Source organism: Microbacterium meiriae, from assembly GCF_040686935.1.
Lineage (GTDB): Bacteria > Actinomycetota > Actinomycetes > Actinomycetales > Microbacteriaceae > Microbacterium > Microbacterium meiriae.
The window spans coordinates 131695-146731 of record NZ_JBFBMF010000003.1 but is presented as its reverse complement, the minus strand read 5'-3'; the positions used below and the strand labels follow the sequence as shown (position 1 = coordinate 146731).

Sequence of the window (15037 nt, the reverse complement as noted above, 5' to 3'; positions counted from 1 at the left end):
CCACCACCGACCCACCCCTACCCTGGAGCCATGATCCGAGAGTTCGCCGCCGGCGTCCGCACCCTGTTCCGCGGGTTCGGCGTGTGGCGCACCCGTCCGGGGCTGATGGCGCTCGGGCTCGTCCCCGCGATCATCGCGCTCGTCCTCCTCGCCGCCGTCCTCGTGCCGCTGATCCTGTCGATGCCCTCGCTGGCAGCCTGGCTCACCCCGTTCGCCGACGGCTGGGTGGAGCCCTGGCGCGGCGTCCTGCGGACCGCGGTCGGCCTCGTCGTGGTCGCCGCCGCACTCGCTCTGGCCAGCTCCGTGTTCAGCGCTCTCACCCTCACGATCGGCGACCCGTTCTACCAGCGCATCTGGCACGCCGTCGAGAAGGACCTCGGCGACCCGCCTCCTGCGGATGGCGGCAGCTTCTGGACGACCGTCGGCGAGGGCCTCCGGCTCGTCGTGCTCGGCATCCTGATCGCGCTCCTCGTGCTCCTCATCGGTCTGGTGCCCGGCGTCGGCGGTGTCCTCGGAGCGGTCTCCGGTGTCGTCCTCACGGGCCGCCTGCTGGCGCGGGAGCTGACCGGTCGCGCCTTCGACGCCCGTGACCTCAGCCCCGCCGCGCGCGCCGCGCTGTTCTCCGGCAGTCGCGCCCGCGTGCTCGGCTTCGGCGTCGCGACCCAGCTGTGCTTCCTGATCCCCGGGGGCGCCGTCGCCGTGATGCCGGCCGCGGTCGCGGGGAGCACGATGCTGGCGCGAGACATGCAGGCCCGCACCCCACTCGCCGCCGCCCAGCCGACGGCGCCGGCGGCCGTGCCGCACGACCGCACACCCGGGATCGCCTGATGCCCGAGGGCGATACCGTCTTCCGTACCGCACGCCGCCTGGACGAGGCCCTCGCCGGCGGGGAGGTCACGCGCTTCGACCTCCGCGTTCCGCGCTTCGCGACCCTCGATCTGACCGGCCAGCGGGTGCAGGGCGCCGTCCCCCGCGGGAAGCACCTGCTGCTGCGGATCGGCGAGAGCACGCTCCATTCGCATCTGCGCATGGACGGTGCGTGGTTCGTGTACCGGCCCGGTGAGAAGTGGCGGCATCCCGCGTTCAAGGTGCGGGCGATCGTCGGCACGGCCGAACGCGAGGCCGTGGGCGTGGACATCGCCGAAGTCGAGGTCGTCCCCACCCGCGACGAGGACGACCTCGTCGGCTACCTCGGCCCCGACCCGCTCGCGGCCGACTGGGACCCGATCGAGGCCGCACGGCGGCTCGGCGCCGACACCCGGGCCATCCACGTCGCCCTGCTCGATCAGCGCAACGTCGCGGGGTTCGGCAACGAGTACGCGGCAGAACTCCTGTTCCTCCGCGGAATCCTGCCGACCACGCCGAGTCCCGAGGTCGACGTGGCCGCCCTCCTCGACCTGGGCGTGCGGACCATCCGCGCGAACCGCGACCGCCGCAACCGCACCTTCACCGGCATCGACCGCCCGGGGCAGTCCACGTGGGTCTACGGACGCGCCGGACGCCCCTGCCGACGCTGCGGAACGCTCATCCGTCGCGGCGAGCTGGGGGCGGATCCCACCCGAGAGCGGATCACGTTCTGGTGCCCCCGGTGCCAGCGCTGAGCGGTATCCATCCGCGGGAATGAATCTCCCCCTCTCGTGGTTGTTGATATATCCGGAGAACTCCGGAGCACGGGAGGAATCGTGGGCAAGAACTACGTCGACATCGAGAACGACCACGGAGCGACGCTGCGGTACCGCAAGCACGCCAACGGTCGCGGTCTCGTCGCGCATGGCGCCAAGGTGCATCCGAAGGCGCACATCGAGGCGGGGGCCTACATCGAACCGGGAGCACGCGTCGGAGCGGGGGCCATCGTCGCCCGCGGTGCGTGGGTGGACGAGGACGCCGTGATCGGCGAGGGCGCGTACATCGACGCCCACGCGCACGTCGGGCAGGGCGCAGCGATCGGCGATCACGCGCACGTCGGCGTCCGCACCGACATCGGCGCCGGGGCCCGCATCGTGCGAGGCGCCCGCATCGGCGACGACGAGACGGTCGCGGCGGGACTCACCGTCGCCACCGATCAGAAGGGCCTCTGGCTGGCGGCCTGACCGCTCTCAGAGCAGGCGCCGCTCCGACGCCCAGGCGGTGAGCTCGTGGCGGGAGGAGAGTTGCAGCTTGCGCAGCACCGACGAAACGTGCGTCTCGACGGTCTTGATCGAGATGAAGAGGGCTGCGGCGACCTCCTTGTAGGCATAGCCGCGGGCGATCAGCCGCATCACCTCCTGCTCGCGCGAGGAGAGGCGGTCGAGTTCGTCCGTCGCGGTGGCGGTCTCGCCGGCCACGGCGCCGAACGCGTCGAGCACGAATCCCGCGAGCCGCGGGGAGAACACCGCGTCCCCCTCGGCGACGGCATGCACGGCGGCGCTCACCTCGCGGCCCGAGGAGCCCTTCGTGATGTAGCCGCGTGCACCGGCCCGGATCACCCGCACGACGTCGGCCGCCGCATCGGAGACGCTCAGCGCGAGGAATCGCGTCGTCGTCGGTCCCGTCCCTCGGATCACGGCTTCCCCGCCGGTCGCGTCGTCACCCTCGCCGCCCGGAAGGTGCACATCGAGGAGCACCACGTCGGGCGCCGTCTCCGCGATCACGGCGATCGCCGTGGGCACGTCTGCGGCCTCCCCCACGACCTCGACGCTCGCATCGAGGTCGGCCCGCAGGCCTGAGCGGAAGATGGAGTGGTCGTCGACGATCACGACGCGGAGGCGGTCAGCCACGGGGCTCCTGTCGGCCGGCGCCCCGCTCCGGGGACGAGACGGTGGGCAGGCGCAGATGCACCTCGGTACCGGCGTCGTCGCTGCGCACCGAACCCGTGCCACCCGCGCGACGCAGGCGCCCGATGATCGACTCCCGCACGCCCAGACGGTCGCCCGGCACCTCGTCGAGCCGGAATCCGGGACCGCGGTCTCGGACGAACACGTCGACGCCGTCGACCCGACCCTCGATGTACACGGAGATCTCGCCGCCCGCGTGCCGGGCGGCGTTCAGCATCGCCTCCCGTGCTGCGGCTGCCAGTTCCCCGCTCGCCCGCTCCGCCGACAGCCCGGCGGAGACCACCTCGATCCGGACCGGGTGGTCGATCTCGAGCGCTCCGGCGTAGTCCCGCAGGTCGGTCGGCAGGTCGCTGTCGGCCGGGGCGTCGCCGTCGTACAGCCACGCGCGCAGCTCCCGCTCCTGTGCACGGGCCAACCGTGCCGCCTCGCTCGACGCTCCGGCCCGGTTCTGGATGAGGGCGAGCGTCTGCAGCACCGAGTCGTGCAGGTGGGCGGCCATGACGCTGCGCTGCTCCTCCCGGATGCGACGCACGCGCTCCCCCGCCAGCTCCCGCCAGCGCGGGATGAGGGCCGAGGCCACCACCGCCACCAGCCCGGCCAGCGGGAGCAGCACGAGCACGACACCCGAGCGCGCGATCGGCCACGAGAGGAGCAGGAGGACCACGAGGCCGAGGATGAGCACCGCGAGGATGCGGACGGTGGTGGTGTGCCGAGGACCGCGGGCCGTGTCGGTTCGATCGATGAGCGTCGCCCACAGCCCGGAGGCGGTCGCGCACAGCGTGGTCCCGCCGACCACCACGGCCGCCGTCCCCGGAGGGATCGAGCCGTTCAGCCAGTCGCTGCCCCCGCGCCACACCACGACGACGAGGGCGCCGACGGCCGCGGGGACCAGCAGGAGCCAGGCGACCGGGAGGCGACGCGTCGGCGCCGTCGTCCCCTCCGTCCACGGCATGAAGGTCCAGCACCAGGCGTACAGGAGCACGCCCGCACCCCCGCAGAGCGTCAGGGCGACGAACAGCGCCCGCACCAGGCCCGCGTGCACTCCGAGGTGCCGCGCGAGCCCGGCGCTCACTCCGGCCACGAGAGCGTCGCGGTCGCGGGTCAGGGCCGGACGCACAGTCGCCGGCGCGGGGCCGGGGAGCGTGGAGACGGCGGAGGGCATACCGTCATCCAATCATCCGCCTCCCCTCTCCGGGACCTCCCCGGCGCGGAATCAGGGTGTGCTCAGGGGATCCCCCCATGGCCCCACGGCGCCGCCGACCGCGAGGATCGACTCATGACGATTCCGACCGCTCCGCCACCGCCCGCCGACCACGAGGCGTCGGCACCGGATGCCCCCCGCCGACCGCGCGGCGCCGACCGGTTCCTGCTGTGGGTCGCCGGCCTCGGCGTGGTGCGCACGGACGGCTGGCTGGGTGGCGTGGCCGCCGGCATCGCGATCCGACTCCGCATCGATCCGCTGATCGTGCGCGGAGTCCTCGTCGTCGCGGCCCTCTTCGGTCTTCCGGCCCTGTTCCTGTACGCCCTCGCCTGGGCCGTGCTGCCGGACGTCGACGGCCGCGTGCATCTGCGTGATCTGCTGCAGCGCCGGTACGCCCCCGTGCAGCTCGGCATCCTCGCCCTCGCCGTGATCGGCCTCTTCCCGACGGCTCCGCTCGACGGACGCCTGTTCGGACTGGGCTACGACGGCTGGTCGGCACTGTCGACGGTCGCCTGGGTGGTCGGGCTCGTGCTCGCTGCCGCCTTGCTCTTCCTCATCGTGCGTGCCGCGCGCCGCACTCCGGGCGCTTCCGCGCCGGATCCGGCAGGGGCTTCCGCAGATCCGGCGGCCCCGGCCGCGTCCGCCCCCGACGCGGGTTCGGGTCCCGCCACGGGGGCGGACGCCATTCCTTCCCAGGCGACGGACACGCCGGTCTCGCTACCGCTCGCCGACGCCGTCGGGCGCGACGTCCTCGCCATCCCCGCCCCTCCGGCCCCCCTGCCTCCGGGGACCCAGGACCCCGCCGCATTGGAGGCCTGGCGCGCCCAGCACGCCGCCTGGAAGGAGCAGGATCAGGCCTGGCGCCGCCAGCAGCAGGATGCGGAGCGCGCCGCACGCGACCAGCTCCGCCGGGAGCGTCAGGTTGAGGCGGCCGTGTTCGCCGCCGCAGCCGCGGAGCGCCGACGTGTCCGCCGCGCGTCGAATCCGCGCGCCGGCTTCGCCTTCGTCATGACCGCCCTCGGACTCGCGATCGTCGTCGGCGCCGGCGTGGGACTCGCCGTCGGTGAAGCCCTCGGCGGCGCGCTGGGGCTGTTGTCCGGCGCACTGGTCCTGGCCCTGGCGATGATCACGGCCGGAGCCCTTCGTCGCCGCAGTGGCGCCCTGGCCTTCCTCACCGTGCTGACGCTGGCCGCGGGTCTCCTCACGGGCTTCCTGTCCACGATGCCCGGTCTCACCCTCGGGTACGCCTCGCTCACGAACAACCAGGAGGCGCACGTCCGACAGCCGTTCGGCGACCTGTACCTGCAGCTCCACCGGCACGACGGCGGCCCCCGCCCCATCGAGATCGAGAAGGGCTCGGGGCGGACCGAGATCTTCGTCGACGCCGGGGTCCAGCTGCAGTTGCGCGGCACCGTCGGCGACGGCGTGGAGGTGAGCTGGCTCCGCGTCGACCCGGACGATCCGATGGTCATGGACTCCGGCGTCATCTCCGCGACGCCGCGGGGCGACGAGAACGTCATCTCCGCGAACATCTCCGCCGAGGAGGGCAGTCCCTCAACGATCCAGCCCGTGACCATCGACCAGGCCAGCGGCCTCATCGTCGTGACCCTGCAGGAGCCCGAGGAGGGCCAGGAATGAGCACCGAGACCATCACCGCACCGCGGGTGCGTTGGGCATCCATCATCTGGGGCACGACCTTCGCCGCGATCGCCGCGGGGTCGCTGTGGTTCCTCACAGACCCGGATCGCCGTGCCGCGCTGGCCGACGGCGTGGGGACGATGACCCCGGCCACCCTGCTCACGATCGTGCTCCTCACCGCGGGGGCCCTGTTCCTCGTGGGCGGTGTCGCCGGACTGGTCCGCCGGGCTCAGCGGAAGTCCCCCACCGAGGAGTCGGACGACCCCGAGTAGCCTGGATCCCATGGCGCACCAGGGACGACGACCCGCGAAAGGCTCCGGCAAGGGCTCACCCGCCCACCGGGGCCGTGCCGCGGGCGGCGGCTCACGCCAGGGGAAGCCGGCTCCGCGCCGCTCACCCCGCGCCGAGAAGGTCGTGTTCGACGCTCCGACCGCCGCACCCGAGGAGCCGCGGACGTTCCGCCTCGGCGCCGTGCCCGGAGCGACGCCGGGCAAGTGGATCGACACGTGGAAGCGGCGCCTGCCCCACGTGGCCCTCGAGCTCGTCGCGATCGAGGTCGCCGGGCAGCGAGAGGCGCTCGACGATCTCGACGCCGCCGTCGTGCGCCTCCCGCTGGACGACGACGCCCTGCACGTGATCCCGCTGTACGACGAGGTACCGGTGGTGGTGACCTCGACCGATTCGCACCTGCTCGCGGCGGACGAGCTGACGACCGCCGACCTCGACGGCGAAGTGCTGCACTCCCTGTCCGACGACGTGCTCGGGCCGGTGGAGGTGCCGGGCACCATCCCCGCACGCGTCGGACCCCTGTCGACCGCCGACGCGATCGCCACGGCGGCGACGGGTGTCGGGATCGTCCTCGTGCCGATGTCACTGGCCCGACTGCACCACCGGAAGGACGCCGACTACCGGGTCCTCGCCGACGGCCCGGTGTCGACCGTGGCCCTCGCCTGGCCGCGCGACCGGACCACACCCGACGTCGAGACGTTCGTCGGGATCGTCCGAGGACGCACGGCGAACTCGTCCCGCTGAGCCGTCAGGACCGGACGTTCCCCCTCGTTAGAATCGCCTGATGGCCTCGCTTCTCTACGTCTGCGTGCGACCCGAGACCGGGGCGGCTGATGCCGAGCACGCCTCGTTCCGGCGGGCCCTGGGAGTCGACGTGGTCGATCGTCTCGATCTGCTGCACGAGCCGCTGACTCCGGCCCATCTCGACCGGTACCGCGGCGTCGTCATCGGCGGTTCGCCGTTCAATGTCACCGACGCCGAGAAGACTGCGGTGCAGCGACGCGTGGAGGCCGACCTGGAGACGCTCGCCCACGCCGCACGGGAACAGCGGATCGCCGCCTTCTTCACGTGCTTCAGCATCGGGGTGCTCACCCGCCTCCTCGGCGGCGAGGTCGTGACGACCATGCCGGAGGCGGCGAGCGCGACGGTCATCGAGACGACGCCGGAGGGCGCCGTCGATCCCGTGTTCGGCCCGTCCGGTCCGGCACTCACCGTCTTCACCGCGCATAAGGAGAGCGCCGCGACGACTCCGCCGGGGGCCGTGCTGCTCGCCACCAACGCGGCCTGCCCTGTGCAGGCCTACCGGGTGGGGACGCACCTGTACGCCGCGCAGTTCCATCCCGAGCCGACGCCGCGCGACTTCGCCGATCGGATGACGTTCTACCGCACGACGGGGTACTTCGATCCGGCGCAGTTCGACGCGGTGCAGCAGGAGGTCCTCGCGGCCTCGGTCACCGAGGGCGCCGCCCTGCTCCGCCGCTTCGCCGAGCTGTTCGGCTGAGCGATACCCGGCGCGTGGAGGTGGCGTCGACGGCAGAATGCAGGGATGAAGTCTGTATGGATCGTGTTCGACGACGAGGATGACGCTGGCATCTACGGCGTCTTCGACAACCGCGAAGACGCGGATTCCTATGCCGATGAGGTCAGTCACATGTCCTCGAATGGCATGAAGATTGCGGATTTTCCGGTGCCATGGCGCCTGACGGACAGGGCCACTCGCATAGAGATCTGACACCTTGCGGTGGGTCGGAGCGCATGTGCTCGCTCTTACAGACGAGGCGACGGTCGACGCCGAGATGTTCGGCTGAGATCAGGCCGGGGCATCACCGCGGAGCAGCGGGATGCGCTCGCGCAGGTAGGCGTCCAGCGGCATGAAACCGCCCGCCTGACTCCAGCGCACCGACGGCACGCCGTCGATGAGCGCAAGCGGACCGGAGGAGCCTCCGGCGTCGACCGCGTCGACGTCGATCACGCTCCAGCCGACGTGCACGACATCCCCCTCATGGAAGCCGCCGCGGAGGGCGAGGGCCCGGCGCTCGGCCCGTGCCCGCGCCGACTCGGCGCTGTATCCCCGACGCCCCGGGTCCGCGGCGCGGAGCACCTCCGCCGTCGCCAGGGCATGCGTGTCGGTGAGCAGGATCACGCCCAGGTGCCAGGCCTCGCCGACACGGACGATCCGCCGCCCGCGCCAGCGCGAGTCCTTCTCCTCGCCGAGGCCCTCGCGGGGTGCGCCGGCGAGATCCTGCACAGCCTGGGTCAGCAGGGCGGAGGCGGTGGTCACAGCTCCCCCAGCGTGGTCTGGCCTGCGAGACGCGGGCCCGCGACCTGCGCACGATCGCCCCGCAGCGTCATCCCGATCAGCGGGTACAGGAGCACCGACAGCATGCCCGCCCCGACCAGCGCGGCCGCGGTCCCGGAGTCGAGCATGTCCTGGTCCACGCCGATCGCGGTGACCGCGACGATGATCGGCAGCCCGGTGGCCGCGAGCAGGCCGAGGGCGGCGCGGTCACGCCCGCTGGCGCCCCCCGGGGCGGAGAGCTGGGCGGCCGACCCGCGGATCACCAGGAGCGCCAGCAGGAACACCGGCACCAGGGACATCGCCGAGGGAGACGTCAGCAGCGCCTGCAGGTCGAAGGTCACGCCCGTGTAGAGGAAGAACACCGGCACGAGGAAGCCGAACGCGAGCCCCTCGATCTTGCTCTCGACCTCGGCCGCGTCCTTCTCGGGTGCCCGCGCCATGATGATGCGCCAGATGGCCCCCGCGACGAAGGCGCCGAGGAGCATGTCCAGGTCGAGCATCACGCTGAGGCCGACGAGGGCCGCGATGAGGAGGATCACGAAGCGCACCCCGAACTGGTCGGAGGTGTGGAGGGTCGCACGCACGATGCCGTGCAGGCGCCCGTGCGGCACCCGGTGCGCGACGAGGACGGCGAGTCCCGCGAGCACGACGAAAGTCAGCAGCACCGCCGTGGCCAGGGGTGTCGTCCGGGTGCTCAGGAAGATCGAGATCGCGATGAGCGGCAGGAACTCCCCCACGGCGCCGATGGTGCTGATGGCACGGCCGAACGGGGTGTCCAGCTCCTTCGCATCGCGCAGGATCGGCATCAGCGTGCCGAGGGCGGTCGAGCTCAACGCGATCCCGATGACGACCATGCCCTCGCCCGGGGCGAAGAAGAATCCGAGCCCGATGCCCAGCAGCACGCTGAGCAGCCAGCCCAGCGACGCCCGGGCCAGGGGCTTCCCGGCCACTTGGCGGAAGTCGATCTCGGAGCCGGCGACGAAGAACAGCACGGCCAGGCCGAAGTCGCTGAGCTTCTCCAGGAGGGGCCCTGGCTCCACCCAGCCGAGCACGGCAGGACCGACGAGGATGCCGAGGACGAGCTCGAACACGACGATCGGCACCCGGACGAGCGGACGGACGCCGCGTGCGAGAAGCGGTGCGGCCACCGCCAGCAGCGGGATCAGCACCAGTCCGACGTCGCTCGCATCCACGGTCTCAGGGTAGCGATGCCGCGGGCGATTCGCTCCCCGCCGGCGCGACACGGCAGAATCGATGCACACCCCGAGGAGCAGCCATGACCCAGCCCGATACCGCCCGACTGCTGATCGCCTGCGACGACCAGCCCGGCATCGTCGCCGCGGTCGCCGGCGTGCTCGCCCGGCACGGGGCGAACATCATCTCGCTCGACCAGCACTCGACCGACTCCGAGGGTGGCCGATTCTTCCAGCGGACGGTCATCCACCTCGACGGTCTGTCCGCCGCGCGCCCCGCCCTGGAGGCCGACATCGCGGCGGTCGCGGAGCGCTTCGGCATGGAGTGGTCGCTGCACGACGTCGCCCGGCGCAAGCGCGTGGCGATCTTCGTCTCGAAGTACGACCACTGCCTCATGGAGCTGCTCTGGCGCACGCAGCGGGGGCAGCTCGACATCGACATCACCATGGTCGTCTCGAACCACCCCGACCTCGCCGAGGCGGTCCGCTCCTTCGGCGTGCCGTTCGTGCACATCCCCTCGACGGACAAGCAGGCGATGGAGGAGCGTCAGCTCGACCTCCTCCGCGGCAACGTCGATCTCGTCGTGCTCGCCCGGTACATGCAGATCCTCAGCGACGACTTCATCACGCGCCTCGAGGCCCCGGTCATCAACATCCACCACTCGTTCCTGCCCGCCTTCATCGGCGCGAACCCCTACGCCAGGGCGAAGGAGCGCGGCGTGAAGCTGATCGGTGCCACGGCGCACTACGCCACGGCCGACCTCGACGAGGGGCCGATCATCGAGCAGGACGTCACGCGGGTCACGCACTCCGAGTCCGCGGCCGAGCTGCAGAGCCGGGGCGCCGACGTCGAGCGTCTCGTCCTGGCCCGGGCTGTGCAGTGGCACGCCGAGGACCGGGTGATCGTGCACGGCCGCTCGACCGTCATCCTGTAGCGCTCCGCCGCTCAGCGGTCGGCGTTCTCAACGGCCGGGGACTCCGGCGGCGAGCTCTGCGAAGACCTCGGCGGCGGTCGTCCCACGCGCGAGCGGGGCGGCCTGCCCCATCCACAGCGACTGCAGCTCGCCCAGGTTCTGCTCTCCTGCCGCCGCGCGGAAGCGTCCGGTGAGCCAGTTCTGCATCGGGAACGGGGCGATCGTGCCGCTCGCCTCGATCGCCCGCACCGCGCGATTGCGGGCTCCGCGGGCGAGGCGTCCGCTCATCGCCTTCGTCAGCACGGTCTCGTCGGCGGCAGTGGTCCGGATGGCGTCGCGGTGCGCTGCGGTCGCGGCGGATTCGGCGGTCGCGAGGAACGCCGTCCCCACTTGCACGCCGGAGGCACCGAGGGCGAAGGCCGCCGCGACCCCGCGGCGGTCGGCGATCCCGCCGGCGGCGATGACGGGCACGTCGACCGCGTCCACGACCTGGGGCACGAGCGCGATGGTGCCGACGAGCGACTCGGTCGCGGGGCGCAGGAACGACACGCGGTGCCCGGCCGCCTCAGCTCCGCACGCGACGACGGCATCGACTCCGGCTTCGGCGAGCGCGACCGCTTCGGCGACCGTGGTGGCGGTGCCGACGACCCGGATGCCGCGGTCGCGGGCCTCGGCGACGACGGCGGGCGACGGCACCCCGAACACCACGCTCAGCACGGCGGGGGCGACCTCCCAGACCGCGTCGAGCTGCTCGTCGAGGTCGGGCATGTAGCGCTCGGGGCGTGCCGGCACCGGAACCCCGACGGCCTCGTAGAACGGCTCCAGCGCCTGCGCGAAGACCGTGTGCTGCGGGTTCGGCACGGCCTCGTCACCCAGGGGCAGCCAGATGTTCAGCGCGAAGGGGCGGTCGGTGGCGCGGTGCAGCTCGGCCCCGACCTCCCGGATCCGGTCCCCGTCGTAGCCGTACAGCCCGTACGACCCCAGCCCGCCGGCCGCGCTCACCGCCGCCGTCAGCTCCACCGACGAGGTCCCCCCGAACGCCCCCAGCACGATCGGATTCTCCACTCCCAGAAGTTCTTCTGTCGCCATACCCCGACGGTACGCCTTCGAATCGCCTGAATGGCTCCATCGGCGGCCCGGATACAGCGATTCAGGCGATTCGAACGGGGTAAGCTCGCGGCATGAGCGAGTGGTTCGGGCAGATGCTCGGCTTCGTCGCGGCCGCGATCGGCCTTGTGACGATGCCGGATGCCGCCGCGCTCGGGCTCGCGATCGCGCTGCTCGCCGTCACCGTCCTCACGCTCGCGCTCGTGCTGAGCGTGCGCCACCAGGCCTCCGCCGATGCCCCGCACCCGCTGCGGGCGATCGATGTCGGAACGCTCCTCCCGCAGAGCGATCCGGATGCCGCCGGGCACCCTCGTCCGCGAGCGCCGGGAGTCGCGACCGCCGCGTAGTCCGTCCGACCGGGACCGCGCGGCCTTCGCCGACCCTTCCCGACCTCATCGAACGGACCTTCCCGTGGACATCTTCGCCTTCCCTCCCCTCGCCGCGCTCCTGGACACCGCCTACGGTGCCCTGAACGGCCTCTCCACCCTTCTCGAACCCCTCGCCGGCCCCTCCGCCGCCGCCCTCGCTGTGGTCCTGGTGACCCTCCTCGTGCGCGCCCTCCTCATCCCTGTCGGCATCTCCCAGGCCCGAGCCGAGCAGACCAGAGCCCGCCTCGCCCCGAAACTGCGCGCGCTGCAGCAGCGCCACCGGAAGAACCCGGAGCGCCTGCAGCAGGAGATGATGGCGCTCTACCGGGCCGAGAACACCTCGCCCTTCGCGGGGATGCTGCCCGTGCTGGCGCAGGCACCCGTCGTCGGGCTGTTGTACACCCTGTTCCTGCGACCGGAGATCGCCGGACATTCGAACGAGTTGCTCACCCACGACCTCTTCGGTGCCCCGCTCGGCACGAGCCTGGTGTCGGCCCTGTTCGGCGGCACAGCGACCCCGGCGACGTTCGCGGTCTTCGGCGTGCTGCTGGCCGTGATGATCGCCGTCGCCGAGGTCACCCGGCGGGTGTTCCGGCCGGTCCCCGTCGAAAGCGACGACTCCCCGCTGAGCTCCCCCGGCATGCTGCGGATGATGTCGGCGCTGCACTATCTCACCGCGGTGTTCGCGGCCTTCGTCCCCCTGGCCGCCGCGCTCTATCTCACGGTCACGGTGGTGTGGACCCTCGTGCAGCGGGTGATCCTGCGCCGCCGCTACCCGCTGCCGCAGCCGGCCGTCGTCCGCGCGTGAGAGCCGCTCGGCCGGAGGGGTCAGTCCGGAAGCGGGATCGGAGCGGTGAACGGTCCCGCGGCACCGTCGCCCCTCCGGTCGCGGCGCACGCCGAGAGTGGTCCCGACGCTCGCCGCGATCACGAGCGCCACCGCGAGCAGCCGCAGCGGCGTGGCGTCCTGTCCGAGGATGAGCCACCCGGCGAGGGTCGCGAACGCCGGCTCGAGGCTCAGCAGCACCCCGAACACCCGCTGCGGGAGCCGACGGAGCGCCGCGAGCTCGAAGCTGTACGGGATGACGGACGAGAGCACCGCGGTGACCGCCGCGAGCAGGAGGAGCTGCGGGTCCGGTGCCACGGTCGCCGCCGCGGGCACACCCACGGGGATGAGGAGCGCGGCCGCGACGACGAGTCCCATCGCGAGCCCACTGCTGCCGGGGATGAGGGCGCCGACGCGCGCGCTCATCCGGATGTACATGACCCAGAATCCGGCCGCGATGAGGATGAAGACCACGCCGAGCGGGTCGAGGGGCTCGGCGCCGACGAGGCCGTCCACGCCGAGCAGCGCCATGCCGAGCAGGGCCACACCCACCCACACCGCATCCCGGAGACGACGGGTCAGCACGGCGGCGAGCACGAGCGGCCCGAGGAACTCGATCGCCACGGCCGGCCCCAGGGGGATGCGGTCGATGGCCGCGTAGAAGAAGCCGTTCATCGCCGCGAGCGACACCCCGAACAGCACGGCGGCGAGCCACTGCGTCCGGGTCCAGGCGCGGGGCCGCGGTCGCACGATGACGACCAGCAGCAGGGCGGCGATCGCGACGCGGAGCGACGTCACGCCCCACGGCCCGAGGACGGGGAAGAGCTGCGCGGCGACGGCGGCGCCGAACGGCAGGGAGAGGCAGGATCCGATGACGAGGGCGACGCCCACGAGGGGTCCGGATGTCGCGGGTCTCTGCACCAGACAAGCTTAGGCGGCGGGGTCCTGCCTCCCCGCCGCCTGCGCCCTCCTCACGCGGATCAGAGCGGCTTGCCGCCCGTCACCGCGAGGACTGCTCCGGACACGTACGACGACTCCGCCGAGGCGAGGTACACGTAGGCTCCGGCGAGTTCCGCGGGCTGGCCGGCGCGCCCCAGCGGCGTGTCCTGCCCGAACGTCTCCAGGCGCTCCGGCCCCCATCCGGTCGCGGGGATCAGCGGCGTCCAGATCGGACCGGGCGCGACGGCGTTGACGCGCACGCCGCGCGGCCCTGCCTCCTCTGCGAGCGCCTTGACGAACGCGACCTGTGCTGCCTTCGTCATGGCGTAGTCGATGAGACCCGGTGACGGCTGCGCCGACTGCACCGACGAGGTCACGATGATGCTGGATCCGGGCTCGAGGTCAGGGAAGGCGGCACGTGCCGAGAAGACGAGACCGGCGAGGTTCGTGTCGAACACTCGACGCATCTTCTCGGTGTCGAGGTTCTCGAAGCCGTCGATGTCGTGCTGGTAGGCCGCGTTGAGGACGAGCACGTCGAGTCCGCCGAGTTCGCGGCGCGCGCGGTGCACGGCGTCGGTCGCGAAGGCCTCCTCGCGGACGTCGCCGGGGATGCTGACGCCGGTGCGACCGGCCTCACGGACGAGCGCGAGCGTCTCCTCCGCATCCTCCTGCTCCTCGGGCATGTGCACGATGGCCACGTCTGCGCCCTCGCGGGCGAAGGCGATCGCGACGGCACGCCCGATCCCCGAGTCGCCGCCGGTGATGAGGGCACGCCGCCCCTCGAGCCGCCCGTGGCCGACGTAGGACTGCTCGCCGTGGTCGGGCTCCGGGGTGGTCTTCTCGGTGAGGCCCGGCTGGTCCTGGCTCTGCGCCGGGAACCCGTCCTCGTGGTGCGCGTGTCGGGGGTCGGTGAGGCCGCCGTCGCGGGTGGTGTCGGTCATTTCCGCTCCTCCTGTCATGGGGCTGACGATCAGGTCGTGATCGAGCCTCGCGGCTTCGGAGGGCGGACGGCAGGGGGTTGACAGCCCCGGGCGGTCTCCGGGAAACCCGCCTCAGCCGGCGGATGGGGCGTCGCCGTGCGGGGGCTCGGCGTTCTCGGCGGGCTCGGGAACGAGGTAGAGCCCGGTGGGAGCGTTGGCGGTGAAGGCGAGCGCCTCGATCCAGGCCCGGTTGACGGCGGGCTGCCGACTGCCGAAGTACTTGAAGACGAGCGAGCTGCCCGGCTGGATCCAGACGGTGGTCCGGCCGCCGCCCACGCTGGCGTCCTCACGCCAGCTGAACGGGAACGGCTCGCCGCGGCGCAGCTTGGCCGTGATCACGAGCTGCAGGTGCGTGAGCGCCCGATCCTCGATCTCGGTCTTCACGCTGCCTTCGTAGATGAACTTGCCCATCGGGTGATGCTCCTCGGTCGGGTGGTCCTCAGCCCGGCGGACACTGCCGGGATCGGCCTAT

General features: G+C 72.3%; 19 protein-coding genes. 11 read left to right on the top strand and 8 right to left on the bottom strand.

What is annotated here, in order from left to right:
• Window positions 1-30: 30 nt before the first annotated feature.
• The 3 genes from AB0P08_RS10645 to AB0P08_RS10635 all read left to right on the top strand — a co-directional run bounded on the left by AB0P08_RS10645 (window position 31) and on the right by AB0P08_RS10635 (window position 2090).
• Window positions 31-828 carry an EI24 domain-containing protein gene (locus tag AB0P08_RS10645; RefSeq protein ID WP_363589853.1) on the top strand — a complete coding sequence of 266 codons (798 nt, stop codon included), beginning with the start codon at window positions 31-33 and terminating at the stop codon, window positions 826-828.
• On the top strand, window positions 828-1601 hold the full coding sequence (locus tag AB0P08_RS10640) for a DNA-formamidopyrimidine glycosylase family protein (protein ID WP_363589852.1): 774 nt from the start codon (window positions 828-830) through the stop codon (window positions 1599-1601). Before AB0P08_RS10645 ends, AB0P08_RS10640 begins: the two co-directional genes overlap by 1 nt.
• An 81-nt stretch (window positions 1602-1682) precedes the next feature.
• The gene (locus AB0P08_RS10635) at window positions 1683-2090 is read left to right on the top strand and encodes a DapH/DapD/GlmU-related protein (protein ID WP_363589851.1); all 408 of its coding nucleotides are present in this window, start codon (window positions 1683-1685) and stop codon (window positions 2088-2090) included.
• Window positions 2091-2096: 6 nt separating this feature from the next.
• Here AB0P08_RS10635 and AB0P08_RS10630 read toward each other — a convergent pair whose 3' ends face one another.
• Together AB0P08_RS10630 and AB0P08_RS10625 are read right to left on the bottom strand one after the other, a co-directional pair.
• Window positions 2097-2756, bottom strand: coding sequence for a LuxR C-terminal-related transcriptional regulator (locus tag AB0P08_RS10630; RefSeq protein WP_363589850.1), 660 nt, complete (start codon window positions 2754-2756; stop codon window positions 2097-2099).
• On the bottom strand, window positions 2749-3975 hold the full coding sequence (locus AB0P08_RS10625; RefSeq protein WP_363589849.1) for an ATP-binding protein: 1227 nt from the start codon (window positions 3973-3975) through the stop codon (window positions 2749-2751). The genes AB0P08_RS10630 and AB0P08_RS10625 overlap by 8 nt, the downstream gene beginning before the upstream one ends.
• A 114-nt stretch (window positions 3976-4089) precedes the next feature.
• Between AB0P08_RS10625 and AB0P08_RS10620 the strand changes: the two genes are divergently transcribed.
• Genes AB0P08_RS10620 through AB0P08_RS10600 form a run of 5 tightly spaced genes read left to right on the top strand, consistent with a single transcriptional unit; the run spans window position 4090 to window position 7672 of the window.
• Complete coding sequence (locus AB0P08_RS10620) at window positions 4090-5652, top strand: PspC domain-containing protein (RefSeq protein WP_363589848.1); 1563 nt, start codon at window positions 4090-4092, stop codon at window positions 5650-5652.
• On the top strand, window positions 5649-5924 hold the full coding sequence (locus tag AB0P08_RS10615; RefSeq protein ID WP_363589847.1) for a hypothetical protein: 276 nt from the start codon (window positions 5649-5651) through the stop codon (window positions 5922-5924). Before AB0P08_RS10620 ends, AB0P08_RS10615 begins: the two co-directional genes overlap by 4 nt.
• Before the next feature lie 10 nt (window positions 5925-5934).
• Window positions 5935-6684, top strand: a complete 750-nt coding sequence (locus tag AB0P08_RS10610; protein ID WP_363589846.1) for a substrate-binding domain-containing protein — start codon at window positions 5935-5937, stop codon at window positions 6682-6684.
• Window positions 6685-6724: 40 nt separating this feature from the next.
• Window positions 6725-7441, top strand: coding sequence for a glutamine amidotransferase-related protein (locus tag AB0P08_RS10605; protein WP_363589845.1), 717 nt, complete (start codon window positions 6725-6727; stop codon window positions 7439-7441).
• Between the two features lie 45 nt (window positions 7442-7486).
• On the top strand, window positions 7487-7672 hold the full coding sequence (locus tag AB0P08_RS10600) for a hypothetical protein (protein ID WP_363589844.1): 186 nt from the start codon (window positions 7487-7489) through the stop codon (window positions 7670-7672).
• 78 nt (window positions 7673-7750) lie between these two features.
• Here AB0P08_RS10600 and AB0P08_RS10595 read toward each other — a convergent pair whose 3' ends face one another.
• Both AB0P08_RS10595 and AB0P08_RS10590 read right to left on the bottom strand, forming a co-directional pair.
• Window positions 7751-8221: a glutaminase gene (locus AB0P08_RS10595; RefSeq protein WP_363589843.1), complete on the bottom strand. Its 471-nt coding sequence runs from the start codon at window positions 8219-8221 to the stop codon at window positions 7751-7753.
• Window positions 8218-9432 carry a cation:proton antiporter gene (locus tag AB0P08_RS10590; RefSeq protein WP_363589842.1) on the bottom strand — a complete coding sequence of 405 codons (1215 nt, stop codon included), beginning with the start codon at window positions 9430-9432 and terminating at the stop codon, window positions 8218-8220. The genes AB0P08_RS10595 and AB0P08_RS10590 overlap by 4 nt, the downstream gene beginning before the upstream one ends.
• Before the next feature lie 83 nt (window positions 9433-9515).
• On the opposite strand from AB0P08_RS10590, the gene purU reads away from it, so the two are divergent.
• Window positions 9516-10367: a formyltetrahydrofolate deformylase gene (purU, locus tag AB0P08_RS10585; RefSeq protein WP_187662325.1), complete on the top strand. Its 852-nt coding sequence runs from the start codon at window positions 9516-9518 to the stop codon at window positions 10365-10367.
• Window positions 10368-10394: 27 nt separating this feature from the next.
• Here the strand turns inward: purU and AB0P08_RS10580 are convergent, their stop codons facing one another.
• Window positions 10395-11435 carry an NAD(P)H-dependent flavin oxidoreductase gene (locus AB0P08_RS10580; RefSeq protein ID WP_363589841.1) on the bottom strand — a complete coding sequence of 347 codons (1041 nt, stop codon included), beginning with the start codon at window positions 11433-11435 and terminating at the stop codon, window positions 10395-10397.
• A 92-nt stretch (window positions 11436-11527) separates the two neighbouring features.
• On the opposite strand from AB0P08_RS10580, the gene AB0P08_RS10575 reads away from it, so the two are divergent.
• Together AB0P08_RS10575 and AB0P08_RS10570 are read left to right on the top strand one after the other, a co-directional pair.
• Window positions 11528-11800 carry a DUF6412 domain-containing protein gene (locus tag AB0P08_RS10575; RefSeq protein WP_085606466.1) on the top strand — a complete coding sequence of 91 codons (273 nt, stop codon included), beginning with the start codon at window positions 11528-11530 and terminating at the stop codon, window positions 11798-11800.
• A gap of 64 nt (window positions 11801-11864) precedes the next feature.
• Window positions 11865-12629: a YidC/Oxa1 family membrane protein insertase gene (locus AB0P08_RS10570; protein ID WP_363589840.1), complete on the top strand. Its 765-nt coding sequence runs from the start codon at window positions 11865-11867 to the stop codon at window positions 12627-12629.
• 20 nt (window positions 12630-12649) lie between these two features.
• On the opposite strand, the gene AB0P08_RS10565 is transcribed toward AB0P08_RS10570, so the two are convergent.
• The 3 genes from AB0P08_RS10565 to AB0P08_RS10555 form a co-directional block, all read right to left on the bottom strand.
• Window positions 12650-13567, bottom strand: coding sequence for an EamA family transporter (locus AB0P08_RS10565; RefSeq protein WP_363589839.1), 918 nt, complete (start codon window positions 13565-13567; stop codon window positions 12650-12652).
• 59 nt (window positions 13568-13626) lie between these two features.
• On the bottom strand, window positions 13627-14526 hold the full coding sequence (locus tag AB0P08_RS10560; RefSeq protein WP_259954306.1) for an SDR family oxidoreductase: 900 nt from the start codon (window positions 14524-14526) through the stop codon (window positions 13627-13629).
• A gap of 111 nt (window positions 14527-14637) precedes the next feature.
• Complete coding sequence (locus AB0P08_RS10555; protein ID WP_187662330.1) at window positions 14638-14976, bottom strand: DUF7882 family protein; 339 nt, start codon at window positions 14974-14976, stop codon at window positions 14638-14640.
• Between the last annotated feature and the right edge of the window lie 61 nt (window positions 14977-15037).